Here is a 13999-nt window from a genome sequence, read left to right as displayed (position 1 = left end):
TATGAATTGGAAAGAAGACTGGAAGGCGATCGTTTCGAATCAAAAATTCAAAGTTGCAATCGGTATAGGAATTCTCGTTTTACTTTTGTGGTTTTTATTAAAACCCAAACCGGTTATATCCGAAACGGCAAAGATCCTAAAAGGAACCTATCAACAGATCATCGAAGAAGAAGGAATCACTAGGGTTCAGGAAAAGTTTACGATCTATTCTCCCGTAAGCGGGGTTCTCAAAAGAATCCATAAAAACGCCGGGGAATCAGTAAACAAAGGAGAAACCCTCGCGATCGTAAAATGGGACATCGATCGATCCGTAAAATCGCCTATCAACGGTAAGGTGCTGAAAGTGATTCGAGAAAGCGAGGGACCGATCGAGATGGGAGCCCCTCTTCTCGAAGTCGGAAACACGGATCGACTGGAAATTTCAGTGGAAGTTCTCACGCAGGAAGCGGTTCATCTTCAGCCCGGAAATCCCGTGGAAATCGAAGGCTGGGGCGGCGGGAAACTCGAAGGTAAATTAAGAATGGTGGAGCCTGCCGCCTTTACAAAAATTTCATCCTTAGGCGTGGAAGAACAAAGAGTAAGAGCGATCGTGGATTTTGATCCGCCTTCGACGATGGGTGAAGGGTTTCAAGTTCGTTGTAAAATCATAAGCGATAAAAAAGAAAACCAAACGATCGCTCCCACTGCGGCTTTGTTTCGCGAAGGCGACGATTGGTTCGTCTTTCAAGTTTTAAAAAACAAGGCGAGAAAAACCAAAGTTAAGATGGAGGCCAGAAGCGGGGAAAACGCGTTGATCATCGACGGTCTCAAAGAAGGAGACGAGGTGATTTTATATCCGGGCGAAGGCGTTCAAGAAGGCGCAAAAATTCGATAGACGATGGAGCACCCTTTCTCAAAAGAAGGAATATTCTAAAATTACGATTTTCGAATGAATGACTCAAATTCAAACGAAATCGATCGTAAACAATTAAAAAAAGACCGCTCCGGATACTAAGGGTTGGAGTTCTTCTCCAATCATTCCTAAAAACGCAAGAATCCATCTCGCCATGGTTTTGCCGGAATCAGCTTGATTTTTTTACCGGGCTCGGAGGAAAACGTATTTGCAATCTCGATTTTATTTTTTTCGCAAACGTTCAAACAAGAATCTTCGAGAACTCGTAAGCCCGTTATTCCTTCGGATCGAAGAAGAGATTTTAGTTCGTTATTGATTCTACTCTTTCCTAAAAAATTTTCTCCCGGAATTTTCGCCGCACACTGGGAACAGACCAAGATCGATCTCTCCCATCCTCCTCCATCCACCGTTTCTATAACGTCGGAAGCTTTTTCTTAATCTAGGAATTAGCGTCGATTCAAAAAATTGAACATTGAGTTCTCCTTAAAGGAAAGACAACCCGAACCAATTCCTGAATTTTTTCAGGATTTAGAGAATTAAAAAGGGAGAATGTTTTGGGACCAGAAATATTAAAAAAGAATTGCGAATATAGCAGTCCTTGTTTTACAATGGCTAAACGGATATTTAGTATTTTTTATGAATAGGTTTTCAATAGGAGCAACTAAATGATCAGATTTAAATTTTCCGAACATAAAGCAACGGAAGCAGTTTCAGTTCTTTTGCTTCAAAAAAATTCTGTTGATCGAAATAACTATACTAAAATTTTAAAACTGCTCTATCTAATAGATAGAGAGGCATTAAGAAAATGGGGTAAGCCTGTTACAGGCGATGATTTAATTTCGATGCCTAATGGAACTTTGTTAAGCAAGACTTATAATTTAATAAAGTTTCATATTTCAGATACAGGATTTTGGTCAAAATACATTTCAAAGAAAAATGGGTATATTATTGAATTAACAGAAAACCCTAATATACGTTATTTATCCATTGCTGAACTAAAGCTTATCGAAACAGTGGTGGATCAGTATAAAAACTATAGTTATAGTGATATGATTACCTACACTCATTCACTGCCAGAATGGAGTGATCCAAGAACAAATGGTCTTCAAGTCGAGAATATTGATAATGAAGATGTATTGAAATACCTTGATTACTCTATTGAAGATATAAAAGAAATAAAATCAGAAACAGAAAACCAGAATTATGTAAAATCCGTTTTACTTGGTGAATAATTTATTTTGAAGAAAGGCTCAACATTTCTTTCATTGACTCCGGGTAGTCGAGAAAAACATCTTTATTGTATTATTACAGATCCAGATAAAAATGGAAAAGTTATAATTGTAAATTTTACAAAAAGACACTTGGAATCTGATACGTCTTGTATCGCGAAAAAAGGAGAACATAGATTCTTAAATAAATATACTGAATCTATTGTGCAATATTCAGAAGCAACAGTTGTTCTTCTATCTAATATTGAAAATGCTATTCAATCTAGCCCAGACAATTTCTTTAAGCATGATGATTTATCAACTGAACTTTTAAATAGAATAATTTCAGGTGCGGAAATTTCAGAATTTTTAAATCGCTCTTGCTGGAACTTTTTTAACCGAAAAAAATAATAAATGAATTTTAAGGTACGATAACTTTAAAAACAATTTAGATCCTTCCGGAAAAATACGAACGCCGGAAAGATCCGGCTTCGGGTAAGATATACGTGGAAAAATAAAAAAGCCTTCAATCCTCAGCGATTGAAAGCCTCTTCCAATTCTTCAAAAACTCCGATGCTCAATAAATCCTGATCCCGAGAGTCCAAAAGGGAATCCTGAAACCAAAACCCTACATATACGCTTAAACCCAAAAAAAGAACCAGAGAAGCGCCTACGATTCTTTTGTTTCTGGTTTCCCTTTTGTCTCTTCGAACCACGTTAGACGAAATCTGCTTCACCCAATCTTGATTCTGTTTTCTTTTTAAAATCTCTCCCTTCATAGGAGAGGAATTACGATTATTCATAAAATTTCTCCTTTGTCCCAACTCGTTTCATCATCTCTTTGCCTCTCGCCGCCCTGGACTTAACAGTTCCCGGTTTTACGCCCATAGTTTCGGCGATTTGTTTTTCCGTATAACCCGCCAGATAGAATTCCAAAACCCTTCTGTATTTATCGGGAATCTTAACCAAAAGTGAACGAAGTAATCCGATCACTTCCTGAGAATTAGTTTCTGCATCGCCCGATTTTCCGTTCATGTTCGAATTGCCGGTAATAAAGTCTTCCGGTTTTTTAGAACGGGCCAACTTCTCGGTACGTTCTTCTTCTCTTTTCAGCTTATCGTTCATTCTTAGGGATTCGTTTCTGGCGATCGCGTACAACCAAGTGCTCAGTTTTGATTCTTTGCGAAACTGATCTTTTTTTAAAGCTTTGTACGCGCGAAAATAGGTTTCTTGCGCAACGTCGTCGATGGCGTAAGAAAACCTCTCTGCGAGGTTTTTTTCAATCGCAGAGAGGACAATGTCCCTAGTGGAACTAACGATATCTGTAAATTCAGATTCAGTCATCATGATGATGATGTTTCTTTTGAAACTCTGTAATCAAATCCACAAATTTATTTCTTTGGTCGGGAGTGAGAATCGTATGAAACTCAACGGCTTTCTTTGTCATAAATTGTCTCATCTCCGTCATCTTACTCATCTCCAATTCAAACGACTTGTTTATCTTTTTTTCATCCAAGGTCGGTTGGCGAAACTCGGCAAGGGCTTCCGCAGGAATACGCGGTCCTTCCAGTTTTAGTTCTTTTCTCTTAGACAGAACCTCGTCTTTGATACGATTGAGTTCTTTCTTTTGAGAATCGTTCAGATCCAATTCCGAGCTGATCTTTTTTACAACGAACTCGGCTCTTTTTTCAGGAGACTTATAAAATCTACATCCCCCTGCAAACAAGGCAGCGACCACAAGAATCAGACCGGAAACTTTAAAAAATCCTTTCATTGGATTCCTCCCATTTTCTAATCCTCTGACCAAAACCTCAAACTCAGGTTCCATTTTTTTAACGACTGTGATGATCGTTTTGCACTTCATTCTCATAATCAAAAGGTAATTTCATAAGGTTTACTATACTTTTTTCTCGGGTTTCGGAGTTTCTCAAAATGTCGATTCCATACACGACCTCGGGGATTTCCTGAATCGAAAAAGTTCCGAACAATCGATCCCAAAAAGAAAATATATTTCCATAGTTGCGATCCGAATAGGGCTGTTGAAAATGATGATGTATCTTATGTACGCCCGGCGTGATCAGAACCGAGGAAAGCACACGTTCCAAACGTTTCGGAAGACGTATATCGATATGTGTGAGTTGTGCAAATAAACCGGAAAGCGTCTGATAAAAAATTAGAATCTCGATCGGAACTCCTAAAATTCCCACACCCAAAGCGGTCATAAACGCTCTCAGAAGTGTTTCGCCAGGATGATGCCGAAGCGCCGTACTCACGTCAACCGAAACATCGGAATGATGGACAACGTGAAAGCGCCATAAAAAAGGAATTTTATGCTCCAAAAAGTGAGTCAGATACACCGCGAAAAAATCCAAAAATAGAATAGAAAGAACTACTGCGCTCCATCCTTGGATCCCAAAAATTTGTAGAATTCCGTATCCCCTTGAAATCGAAAAAGATCCGATCGTTACGATCAGTCCCGCGAGAATAAGGTTTATCAGAAGAGTCGTAAGCCAGAAGATAAGATTTACGCGCGTATGATCCAACTTGTTTCTCAGACTTTTATGAAGTCCGAATATTAGCTCCAAGGACCACGCGAGAACAAAACCCGCGATCAAAAACAAACTTCTTTGTGCGGAAGTCAACTCGGCGAAAAAAAGCAAATCAGTTTCCATGTAAGCCACCTCTCTTAAATACTTTGGGGCCAAAGGAAAATCTTGCCTTCCTCCCATACGCAGGCAAAAATCGTCCGAAATGTCAACTTTTTTTTAGAGAGATAGAAGAATGCTAGAAGGTTTAGATTCGTCCTTGATCCTTTATTTGATCACCGGACTCCGAGATTCCATCCTGAACGAAATCGAAATCGAGTATAAAAAATCGCCGATTCAAAAACTTCTTCCGGCTCAGGGCGCCGTGTTATGCGCTTTGTCGAAAAAAAAACAGAGTATGCGGGATATCTCCGCAAAAATTCTCCGTAACCAATCTTCGATAACTCCGATCATACAAAGTCTTGAAAATCTAAAACTCATCGTGAGAACAACTTCGGAAAAAGATCAGCGTATCACATTAGTAAATCTAACCGAATCGGGAACCGTCGCGAGAAAGGAAATTTTACGTCTTTCCCGTAAGGTTCACCTCTGGCTTTTTTCAGGTACGACGGCAAAGGATAGATCCGAACTTTTCCGGATCCTCAATCGAATGCGGGAGAATTTGATTCAAAAGCAGACCGCAAGAACAAAGACTAAAAAGAAGTAAGCCGAAATCACGGTTCGTTTAGAATGCCGATATCTTCCTTTTTGATTTCGTATTTGATCGCGAGACGATCGACAAGAGTGGAAAGCAATTGTTCGCCATTTTTGTAATAATAGAATTCTGGATTTACCTTGATCAAAATACTCCGCAAGGTCGGAAGCTCTTTTAGAAAAAACGAGATCTCTTGAACTAACTTTTCGATACTTTTGCCGTAAGGACAACCCTTCAACTCGATCCCGACACCGTGACCGGATTTGTTCCATGGATGTATCTCGAAAGGATAGGCTTTTTTATCGATGAGAGAATCCATTCGAATCCCCAAACCGTGGCAAATTTTTTCGAGCAGGATTTGTGTATCGACCGGTTTTAAAAGATAAGCGACGAGTCTTTTGTTATGCGCAGCTTGAATGATAGTTTCCTTTTCGTTGCTTACCGTTAAAAAAATAATAGGAGTTGTACGATTGACTTCCGGGATTCTTTCCAAAAGGCTAAGCCCGCTTTGTTTCGGCATTCGGTTATCCGTAAGAATCAAATCGTAACGTCGTTTCCTCAGTTTGATTTCCGCCGCAAAGCCGTCGACGACGTGATCCACTTCGAAATTATATCTTTCCAAATGACGAATGAGAAGTTCAGCGTTGTTTTCGTCGTCTTCAGCGAGAAGGATCGAATAGTTTGGTGCGATTTTCATACGTTCCTAAATCTCCAATAAAGAGTAACGTTACACTTTCCGTTTACCGTTTTCCTCCGGCTTTCTTTCCGAGAGAATCGCGTATCATTCCAAGAATTCGTTTTAAAAATGAATCAGGAACGTCGATTCGGGTTCTATTTTCTTTCAAGCGCCAAAAGCGTAAGATCGTCCGAAAAACCTTCGTGACCGACTCCCATAAAACGATTCACCTCGGAAAAAACTTTTTTACACAGTCCTTCCAGAGTTTCGTTTTCGGAGGAATCCAAATTGGAAAGAAGACGTTCCTCGGAAAACATCTCCCGATTCAAATTGAACGATTCTATAATTCCGTCCGTATAAAGAACCAGACGATCGCCGGGATCCAAATGAAAAGGAACCGTTTCCAATTTAAGAGGAATCAAATCCGTAAGCAAGGCGCCGGTTTGATAAAAAACGAGGGGCTTTTTTCCTCTACTCAGGAGGACGGGCGGACAATGACCGGCGTTGGTCATTCTTCCTTCTCCGGTTTTGACGTTTAGAGTTCCGAGGATAGCTGTAATAAAATGACCCGCAAATTTTCCGGCGAGGGATTCGTAAATATGAGCCACACCATATTCCGGATTTTGAATAAACGATCTCCAATTCGAATAAGACATCTTCACCATCGAAGCGAGCAAAGCCGCTGAAACTCCGTGCCCCGAAACGTCGCAAATAAAAAAGCCGAGAGTGAAACTTTCCTCGTCGTAGAGAAAGTCCACGAAGTCTCCGCCGAGTTCCATCATAGGTTCGTAAAGATATTGCAGATCCAAATATTCGGACTTAGGAAGAGTGGCCGGGAGAAGAGCGCCCTGTATTTTTTTGGCCATCTTGATCTGATGTTCAAGTTCTTCCTTTTGACTCAGAATAATTCGGGTTCTCGTTTTTACCGTGTATTCCAAACGTTCATTCGCTTTTTTTAATTCTTCTTCCGCCTTCTTTCTTTCGACGGCTTGAAAGATTCTAGGAATCATATCCGAGAGAGAACCTACGAAGGTTTGTTCCTCTAACGTCCAAGAATGTCGTTTGCCTACGTGTTCGTTACAGATGATTCCGAGGAGTTTTCCATCCATAAGGATCGGAGCGTCCAACATCGAAAGGATGTTTAAAGGAACGAGATAATTCTGAGCGAACTCTTTGGTGGCTTCGTCTTGAACCGCATCGTCGGCGACGATCAACCTCTCCTCTTTGAGTACTTCGAAATAACGAGGATAGTCTTTTTGAAGAAGTTCCATCCCGGAGTTGTGGGAATTTTCGGAAAGGATAAATAGATCGAGACATTGAATCGAAGTTTTTGTCTCGCTGTAAAACCAGATGCTACAGCGTTCGCAATCCAAGGCTCTGGAAATCGACTCCGTAAGGACGTTTAAAGCGGGATTCAAATCACCTTTGTCCAAAACCGGATTTTTTGCCAAGGACATCAGCTCCTTGTTAAAGCGACGTAAGGTCTCCTCCTTGGTTTGGATTGTGTTTGGCGGCATCGATTTGATTTAAAAGCGGTTTCGCTTAGAACCTTGGAAATTCAGGTCATTAGGCTGTCACAAAAATAGGAAAATTCCATCCATTTTTGTATCTATAAATCAATTATTTACAAGATCCGTATTCTCGCAAAAAGAACCGGCCTTATCGGATTCTTAAAACTTATCGTGTAAAAAAGGAAGCCGTCTTTCCAAAAGAGAACGGATTTTTTGCGGAACGAGATTTTAAGAAGAATCGAGAACGGAGCTCTCGGAATACAAAAAGGAATTTCAACCCGAAAAAGAAGGTCTTGCCGGAGTTCCGACAAGGATGAAACCTAAAAAAATGAATCGAACAAAAACAAAAAATTCCGAAACGAGTGCGAACTTGGAGAAACGGAAATCTGAAAAAAGATAAAAAAAGGGACGAAAAAAAATCCGCCCCTGGAAAAATTTTTCAAAAGAGTTGCTCTGCGGAATTAATTACCTAAGAGCCAGCTTCCTTCCGAAGTTTGATCGGTAAGGTTGATCCAAAGATCTCCGGCTCCGGAAGAATTCTTAGCTTCCAAGAGTTTTCTGTTTTCATAAGGAGTCAAAGGCGCCGAGAACTTATACCGTCCTGCCGTTTCAGAAGAACACTGGGAATTTCCGGAAGACCAAGATCCCCCGCCCGAAGTAACATACCAGTTACCTGAAGAATCCTTACAAGAGAAACGATTCCAAGAAGCGCAATTGAGATCGTTCCACCTTCCGTTCGACCAAACAACCGCGCAGTGTTCGTTTCCAGCCCAGTTGTTAGGCTCCGAAGTGTTCCAAGACCAGATCGCTTTTTTTGCAAAATCGGAATCAAACTGATCGATACCGAAAACGTTCACTTCGCAAGCCAACATCGATTGAATAGCAGAGTCCGTAAAAGAACCGCTTTCTTTGACGCCGTCGTAAAAACCGAAGTAGTTTGTGGTATCGTTAAAAAAACGAACCATCGTAGAATTGTAAGTCGCTCTGGAATAGTTACAATTCGGATAACCTTTGAATTCTTTAGGGCTTCCCGTAGCGCCTCCGAAAAAGATTTTCTTAAAATAGCCGCTCCACTGGGAATCGTAACAACCGTTGCTCATAAGAAGAATTCTCTTATTGGAGGCTACCATGTCGCCTAACTTGGGCATATTTTCCGGAGAAGGAACATCCGAACAACTTCCCGAATAACGATACAACCAAGGATCAAGATAGTCTTTGAGAGTTTGAAGCGCTTCCGAAGAATGGCCGTCGAATTTATCTTCGATATAAAGAACTATAACTTCGTTGCGATTCGAAGAATTGGAGACCCAGTTGCGAACCTCTTCCAAACCCTTGTGGAAGGGGCGATCAAAAACGTTACAACCGACGTGATTGTCCTGTCCGTGACAAAGAAGAAGTTCTTTGCGGGCGCGGGCGCCGAGAGCCCAGTGAACGTCCAGTTCGATAAAACGAGCGCCCAGACGAAGTTGATCCCCGATTGAATATTTTTGATTCGGAAAGGCATAAGAGAAAAATGGTCCCGCGTATGACTTGCTGTTATACGAATTGTGAGTTCCGTAAAAAAGCGCTCTATGAACCGGAAGGTTCGCGTTTACTTGAGTTTTTCTTTGAATGGAAAGGACTTTGTTTTCAAAAGATCTTTCAAAAACATCGATCGGGTTTTCCACAACGGCGCCGCGACTCGCGTAAAGATTTCCCATCGTTCCCAGAAAAAGAGAGAAGATAAGAATGGATAAAATTCTCTTCATAAGTTTCACCTTTTGTATATTTGGCTTTCCTCCAGTCCGGAGGTTTTCACTAAAAGAGGATAGTAACGGAAGAGTTCGAAAACCCACTTATATTCCGCTTACAAAAAAATATTTTTTATCACATCGAAGTTAAAACTCATAAATTCCGAGAATGGATAAAAACACGATTAACTCCCTCGGCACAAAAATAAAAAAAGCTGAAAAAACCCGGTCTATTCAGGATAAAAAAAGCGCTCAGAAATATTCTAAATTTAGAATATTCTCAATCTAAAAATCCGAAAAAGATGAGCGAAAACTCGCTTATCAATCTTTAAGAATGAAACCAAATCCAACGTAAAGTATGTTTATTGAATATTACTGACAGACTTTTGACACACAGACTTTCAGTTTTTGTAAAAAGAAATAAATTTTTAATTGGAGAATCCATTGATACAGTATACTATTAGAGATGTTTTATATTAGATAGATTTGGAAAAAAACCGGGTCTCATGCGGAATTCAAAAAGATGGAATTAATTCAGGAAGCCTTAGACAATATCGGAGATAAAATAAGATTCGTAGAATTCATTCCGTGTCCGGTATTGCTTGCGCAAGTCAAAGGGGATCAGTTCCAGACCCTCTATCTCAATCGAAGTTTTAGGGAAATCATCGGTTACAGAATCCAAGAAATTCCAACGCTTGAAGAATGGTTTTCAAAGGCGTTTCCCGAAGAATCCAAAAGAAAAAACGCAAGAGAAGAATGGCTTTCGGAAGTCAATCATGGGGAAGGAAACGAAAAAAGAAATACTTCGGTAAAGGCAAAAATCCGGACAAAAACAAACGGAGAAAGATGGTTTCAGATTCGAAGCACTGCGTTCGGAGGACTGAATGCGGTGGCCTTTCAAGACATAGACGAATTAGAAAAACTCAATATAGAACTTACTCACACAAATTCAACAAAAACACAGCTCCTTTCCATATTGGCTCATGATCTGAGGACCCCTCTGATTCAGATCATATCCCTGATTTCACTTTTTAAAAACGAGGATCTTTCCGCGGAAGATCTATATCCTTATTTATCAAAGCTGAATATACAAACCTATCTAACGATAGACTTGATAGACAATACCCTAAACTGGGTAAAAGCGAATTCAAAAAGTATCATAATCAGCAAAGTCCCTTTTTCTCCGATCGAGACCATTCAGGAATTGATCGCACTCTATAACGACTATGTAAAGTTAAAATCGATAAAAGTTGAAACCGATTTAGACGAAACTCTGAGAATTGTCGCGGACAAGGATATCTTTAGGGTTATCCTGCGGAATCTATTCGTAAACGCTCTCAAGTTTTCAAAACCCGGAGGAACGATCACTCTAAGAGCCCGTAAAAAAGAAAACAATAAAAACATAATATCTATTTTGGACGAAGGACTCGGAATGTCCGGCGAAGAATTAAAAAAAGTCCTCTCCAAAGAATCGTTCACTTCACCGGGAACGCTCAACGAAGGCGGAGCCGGACTTGGAATCAAACTCTGCAGAGACTTTGCGAAACTTACGGAAGCGGAGTTTTGGCTGGAGAGCGAAAAGGGAAAAGGAACGTCCGCAAATCTGGTTTTCGGTTAGCTTGGGCCGCGCCCCTGCGCCCTAACTTATAAAGCGGCGGTATTTTTTTTTGATCATCCAAAAATTACACAAAAACGCAACCTATCAGTATTTACGCAGGGTCGGGCTCTCCGCTCCAGTCAAGTTATTGAGATTTCTTGTTTTGAGATAGGAGTTCGAAAATCAATAACTTGACTCCGCATCGATCCCTCGCGGGGTCATTATTCTAATGTGTAAATCATCGAGAAAGAAATCATCAAAGACTTTTCAGACAAACAGCATCAAAAAAATCTTAAAATGAACCACGATTCCTTCTCTTTTGAGAAAACCATATTGAGTCTCAGAAAATAATTTCTTGAAAACGAAGGGTAACGTATGAGTATTCTTCAAATGCAAAGAATACTCGTAAGTTCTCGGTCGGTTTTTTCTAAAATCGCGTTAGCGATTCTTCTCTTATTCTCTTCCAATTTCCTGATCGCGGAAGACAAACTTTCCCTTCGATACGTTCTCACTTCGGAAGGAAAACTGAACGTCAGAGAGAAACCAAAGGACGGAAAAATTCTTTTCCAACTGGATAAGGGTGAAAGCGTCTGGGTCAAAGAGGATTCGCAATTCGAAGAATGGCAAGAGATCAAAACAAAAACCGGCGCGAAAGGTTTTGCGGCGGCCGAATTTCTCAGCAAAAGAAAACCGGAAGATCTCTCGGACGCAAAGTTATTCGGCTCCATCAAATCCGGAGCGGAAGGATCTTGGTTTCGATCTTTGGCGATTCGAATTAAAAATCAGTGGTTCTCGGCAAACGACTATTCCGCAGAAACATACTTCATAGAAAAAAAGAAGATTCAAGAAAAGGAAAAAGCCGCAGCGTTTGAAAGAGCAAACATCGCCGGAGAATTCTTACCGGAGACGAAGGAAATCACGGGTTGTCAGGAAGTTAGGGTTCTCAAAGGAACCTTCAACACATTTCGAAAGATCGATACGTATCACGATTCCGTCTTCGCCATTTTCGGATCTAAGATCGGAGAAAAAGTTCGATCGGATCTTTACTCGCCTTCCGAGAAAGTTTCTAAAATTTTAGACTCTTCCGTAAATTCTATCTTTAAAAAGAAACATCCAAAGTCGGCGGAATTAAAATTCTTAAAAAAAGATGAATTTTATACGATTCATTCTCCCGGAAAAAAATATATCTTTATCCGCTATGCAATCAAAACGGAACATGAAGAAAAATCGTATTATGCGGCTATCTTTGAATTTAACGGAGAAGAACTGGGGAAAAAAATATTCGAAAAATTTGATATTCTTATGAACGAACAGGCTGTCTACGGAGGTCAGTATCATTTTATAGACGCGATTGACCTGGATGAAAACGGGACCCCGATTTTAATTCTCCATCACAACGGCTACGACGGTTATATAAACGAATTTGCAAAAATTATAAACGGTCAACTTCAAACTTTGTTTTTAGCCGGAGGCGACGCCTGTTAAAGAATTCTTTCGGAAATCGTTCTTAAAAAGCTCAGTTTGAAAATACTACTTTTTGAAAAAGGTTTTTCCGAAATGCGATTTTTCAACGAATTCTTAAAAAGTCCCTTCCCGTTAAGTTGTAGTACCTTACCCACAAGTTTTAAAGCCATTTAGAATGAAGAAGGATCCCCGTAAGATTTTTTGTAGGAGTTCCTACAAAAGCTCCGAGAGAGAATATTCCTTGCAAAATTATAATTCTGTGATATAGGAAAATCTCCCGGAGTTTTCCGCCTCCCGCCCCTCCACCCAAAATTTCAGGGCGGGGCTTTCGTTTTACGGAGGACTGTCGTTGTTACGACAGATTTTTCTTAAGATTCGAACAACTTTGTGGATAAGGATATGCGTTATCTTGGAAGGGGTTTTGGTTTTTTATTCGAATTCTTCCACGATTTTTTTTTGTACCCAAATAAAAATTTGAATTGAGATCCTGTCCCAAAATCTTCAAAGAAATCATCCCACGCTCGGCAGTTCGAAATAAAAACGCGGAAGTTCCTACATTTTAGGTTTTTTTGAAAAACCCTATACTTTCTTTTTAGACAACATCTTCGAGGAAACAATTTGTTGAATATGATCGGCAAAGGTTTCCGAAATCGGCCGATAGGTAAGTCCTAAATCCTTTTTGCTGTAGGAATGATCCAGTTCAAAAGTAATCCCTACGTTACGCGAAATATAAGGCCAGGAAAGTCCGAAAAAAGGGCCGATCAAATACGTTAACAATTTTGGAAGAGCGTTTTTTGGAACCGGAAAACGGTTCCCGAATTTTTCCCGAATCTTTTTCGCAACGTCCAAAAATTTCAACGTCTCCGAAGAAACGATATGTCTTCCTTTTGCGGAAGGGGTAAAACCCGCTAAGACGTGAGCGCGCGCAACGTCCCTTACATCGACAAAACCTATCGTCATATCCGGAACTCCGGGAGCAAACTTACCGTTGATCATTGAAAGCATAAAGTTCACGCTCGTCCCATCCGCCCTTTCCGAAAGCGAAGGCCCCATAACAAAAGAAGGATTGATCGTTACTAAATCCCATTGCGACTGAGACTCTGCAATCTTCCACGCCTCTCTTTCAGCAAGAGTTTTAGAATACGGATACGGCTGATGAGAAAGACTACTCGTCGTGTTCCAATCCGCTTCCGAAAGACGATGATCCGGATGATGAGCCGCGTCGCTGTTATCACCCATCACTGCTGCGACGCTCGAAGTCAAAACGATCCGCTTCACCGAAGGGCTTTGATTCGCTGACAAAAGAACGTTTTTCGTTCCAAAGACCGCAGGTTCCACAAGTTCTTTCTGAGGATTTTTTACCCCGTCTATAAAAAAAGGAGAGGCCGTATGAATGATCAACTCAACTCCTCCTCTTTCCTGAATCGAGTTCAAGAAGGAACCTTCCTTAAGAAGATCCGCTTCAAAAAATTCTAATTTTCCCGGAAAACGTTCTCCGAGTTTGAGAAGATGGGAAATCTTTTTAGAATCACCCTTGTCTCTTACGGTTGCCCTCACCGAAAGTCCGTCTTCCAATAAATATTGAATCACCCAGGACGCGATATAACCCGCAGCTCCGGTTACAAGGACCGGTTTGGTACGATCGATTTCTTTCATAAAGATTCTCCAATGATTCTTCTCG

The 13999-nt window shown here is 40.5% G+C and carries 14 protein-coding genes; 6 read left to right on the top strand and 8 right to left on the bottom strand.

Going from position 1 to position 13999, the window contains the following annotated elements; translation table 11 throughout:
* The first annotated feature begins 1 nt into the window (after window position 1).
* The 3 genes from JWG44_RS14680 (at window position 2) to JWG44_RS14670 (ending at window position 2511) form a co-directional block, all read left to right on the top strand.
* Window positions 2-874, top strand: coding sequence for an efflux RND transporter periplasmic adaptor subunit (locus tag JWG44_RS14680; protein ID WP_205275758.1), 873 nt, complete (start codon window positions 2-4; stop codon window positions 872-874).
* Between the two features lie 683 nt (window positions 875-1557).
* Window positions 1558-2124: a Panacea domain-containing protein gene (locus tag JWG44_RS14675; RefSeq protein WP_205275757.1), complete on the top strand. Its 567-nt coding sequence runs from the start codon at window positions 1558-1560 to the stop codon at window positions 2122-2124.
* 6 nt (window positions 2125-2130) lie between these two features.
* Window positions 2131-2511 (top strand): hypothetical protein, encoded by a 381-nt coding sequence (locus tag JWG44_RS14670; protein ID WP_205275756.1) that lies wholly within the window; start codon window positions 2131-2133, stop codon window positions 2509-2511.
* Window positions 2512-2633: 122 nt separating this feature from the next.
* Here JWG44_RS14670 and JWG44_RS14665 read toward each other — a convergent pair whose 3' ends face one another.
* From JWG44_RS14665 to JWG44_RS14650, 4 genes are read right to left on the bottom strand one after another with little or no spacing between them, the layout of a single operon-like run.
* A complete protein-coding gene (locus JWG44_RS14665) occupies window positions 2634-2903 on the bottom strand; it encodes a hypothetical protein (RefSeq protein ID WP_232371657.1) in 270 nt (89 codons plus the stop codon).
* The gene (locus JWG44_RS14660) at window positions 2896-3447 is read right to left on the bottom strand and encodes an RNA polymerase sigma factor (protein WP_205275755.1); all 552 of its coding nucleotides are present in this window, start codon (window positions 3445-3447) and stop codon (window positions 2896-2898) included. Before JWG44_RS14660 ends, JWG44_RS14665 begins: the two co-directional genes overlap by 8 nt.
* Window positions 3437-3874, bottom strand: a complete 438-nt coding sequence (locus tag JWG44_RS14655; protein WP_205275754.1) for a Spy/CpxP family protein refolding chaperone — start codon at window positions 3872-3874, stop codon at window positions 3437-3439. Before JWG44_RS14655 ends, JWG44_RS14660 begins: the two co-directional genes overlap by 11 nt.
* 58 nt (window positions 3875-3932) lie before the next feature.
* A complete protein-coding gene (locus JWG44_RS14650; RefSeq protein WP_205275753.1) occupies window positions 3933-4772 on the bottom strand; it encodes a sterol desaturase family protein in 840 nt (279 codons plus the stop codon).
* A 109-nt stretch (window positions 4773-4881) separates the two neighbouring features.
* On the opposite strand from JWG44_RS14650, the gene JWG44_RS14645 reads away from it, so the two are divergent.
* Window positions 4882-5352, top strand: a complete 471-nt coding sequence (locus JWG44_RS14645) for a MarR family winged helix-turn-helix transcriptional regulator (RefSeq protein WP_205275752.1) — start codon at window positions 4882-4884, stop codon at window positions 5350-5352.
* Between the two features lie 7 nt (window positions 5353-5359).
* Here the strand turns inward: JWG44_RS14645 and JWG44_RS14640 are convergent, their stop codons facing one another.
* From JWG44_RS14640 to JWG44_RS14630, 3 genes are all read right to left on the bottom strand, one after another.
* Entirely contained in the window at window positions 5360-6037 is a 678-nt protein-coding gene (locus tag JWG44_RS14640) for a response regulator (RefSeq protein WP_205275751.1), read from the bottom strand.
* A 134-nt stretch (window positions 6038-6171) separates the two neighbouring features.
* A complete protein-coding gene (locus JWG44_RS14635; RefSeq protein WP_205275750.1) occupies window positions 6172-7473 on the bottom strand; it encodes a GAF domain-containing SpoIIE family protein phosphatase in 1302 nt (433 codons plus the stop codon).
* 515 nt (window positions 7474-7988) lie between these two features.
* Entirely contained in the window at window positions 7989-9275 is a 1287-nt protein-coding gene (locus JWG44_RS14630) for a lectin (RefSeq protein WP_205275749.1), read from the bottom strand.
* A gap of 505 nt (window positions 9276-9780) precedes the next feature.
* On the opposite strand from JWG44_RS14630, the gene JWG44_RS14625 reads away from it, so the two are divergent.
* Both JWG44_RS14625 and JWG44_RS14620 read left to right on the top strand, forming a co-directional pair.
* Entirely contained in the window at window positions 9781-10875 is a 1095-nt protein-coding gene (locus JWG44_RS14625; RefSeq protein ID WP_205275748.1) for a PAS domain-containing sensor histidine kinase, read from the top strand.
* Between the two features lie 369 nt (window positions 10876-11244).
* Window positions 11245-12339: an SH3 domain-containing protein gene (locus tag JWG44_RS14620; protein ID WP_205275813.1), complete on the top strand. Its 1095-nt coding sequence runs from the start codon at window positions 11245-11247 to the stop codon at window positions 12337-12339.
* Window positions 12340-12897: 558 nt separating this feature from the next.
* Here the strand turns inward: JWG44_RS14620 and JWG44_RS14615 are convergent.
* Window positions 12898-13974 (bottom strand): NAD-dependent epimerase/dehydratase family protein, encoded by a 1077-nt coding sequence (locus tag JWG44_RS14615; protein ID WP_205275747.1) that lies wholly within the window; start codon window positions 13972-13974, stop codon window positions 12898-12900.
* Window positions 13975-13999: the final 25 nt, after the last annotated feature.

Source organism: Leptospira ainazelensis (genome assembly GCF_016918785.1).
Classification (GTDB): Bacteria; Spirochaetota; Leptospiria; order Leptospirales; family Leptospiraceae; genus Leptospira; species Leptospira ainazelensis.
The sequence above is the reverse complement of the archived record's forward strand: the minus strand, read 5'-3'. Positions and strand labels throughout refer to the sequence as shown.

Excerpts from the sequence above, each read along its gene's own strand:
- JWG44_RS14680 (WP_205275758.1), top strand. The coding sequence starts at position 2 with ATGAATTGGAAAGAAGACTGGAAGGCGATCGTTTCGAATCAAAAATTC.
- JWG44_RS14675 (WP_205275757.1), top strand. The coding sequence starts at position 1,558 with ATGATCAGATTTAAATTTTCCGAACATAAAGCAACGGAAGCAGTTTCA.
- JWG44_RS14665 (WP_232371657.1), bottom strand. The coding sequence starts at position 2,903 with ATGAATAATCGTAATTCCTCTCCTATGAAGGGAGAGATTTTAAAAAGA.
- JWG44_RS14660 (WP_205275755.1), bottom strand. The coding sequence starts at position 3,447 with ATGATGACTGAATCTGAATTTACAGATATCGTTAGTTCCACTAGGGAC.
- JWG44_RS14655 (WP_205275754.1), bottom strand. The coding sequence starts at position 3,874 with ATGAAAGGATTTTTTAAAGTTTCCGGTCTGATTCTTGTGGTCGCTGCC.
- JWG44_RS14650 (WP_205275753.1), bottom strand. The coding sequence starts at position 4,772 with ATGGAAACTGATTTGCTTTTTTTCGCCGAGTTGACTTCCGCACAAAGA.
- JWG44_RS14645 (WP_205275752.1), top strand. The coding sequence starts at position 4,882 with ATGCTAGAAGGTTTAGATTCGTCCTTGATCCTTTATTTGATCACCGGA.
- JWG44_RS14640 (WP_205275751.1), bottom strand. The coding sequence starts at position 6,037 with ATGAAAATCGCACCAAACTATTCGATCCTTCTCGCTGAAGACGACGAA.
- JWG44_RS14635 (WP_205275750.1), bottom strand. The coding sequence starts at position 7,473 with ATGTCCTTGGCAAAAAATCCGGTTTTGGACAAAGGTGATTTGAATCCC.
- JWG44_RS14630 (WP_205275749.1), bottom strand. The coding sequence starts at position 9,275 with ATGAAGAGAATTTTATCCATTCTTATCTTCTCTCTTTTTCTGGGAACG.
- JWG44_RS14625 (WP_205275748.1), top strand. The coding sequence starts at position 9,781 with ATGGAATTAATTCAGGAAGCCTTAGACAATATCGGAGATAAAATAAGA.
- JWG44_RS14620 (WP_205275813.1), top strand. The coding sequence starts at position 11,245 with ATGCAAAGAATACTCGTAAGTTCTCGGTCGGTTTTTTCTAAAATCGCG.
- JWG44_RS14615 (WP_205275747.1), bottom strand. The coding sequence starts at position 13,974 with ATGAAAGAAATCGATCGTACCAAACCGGTCCTTGTAACCGGAGCTGCG.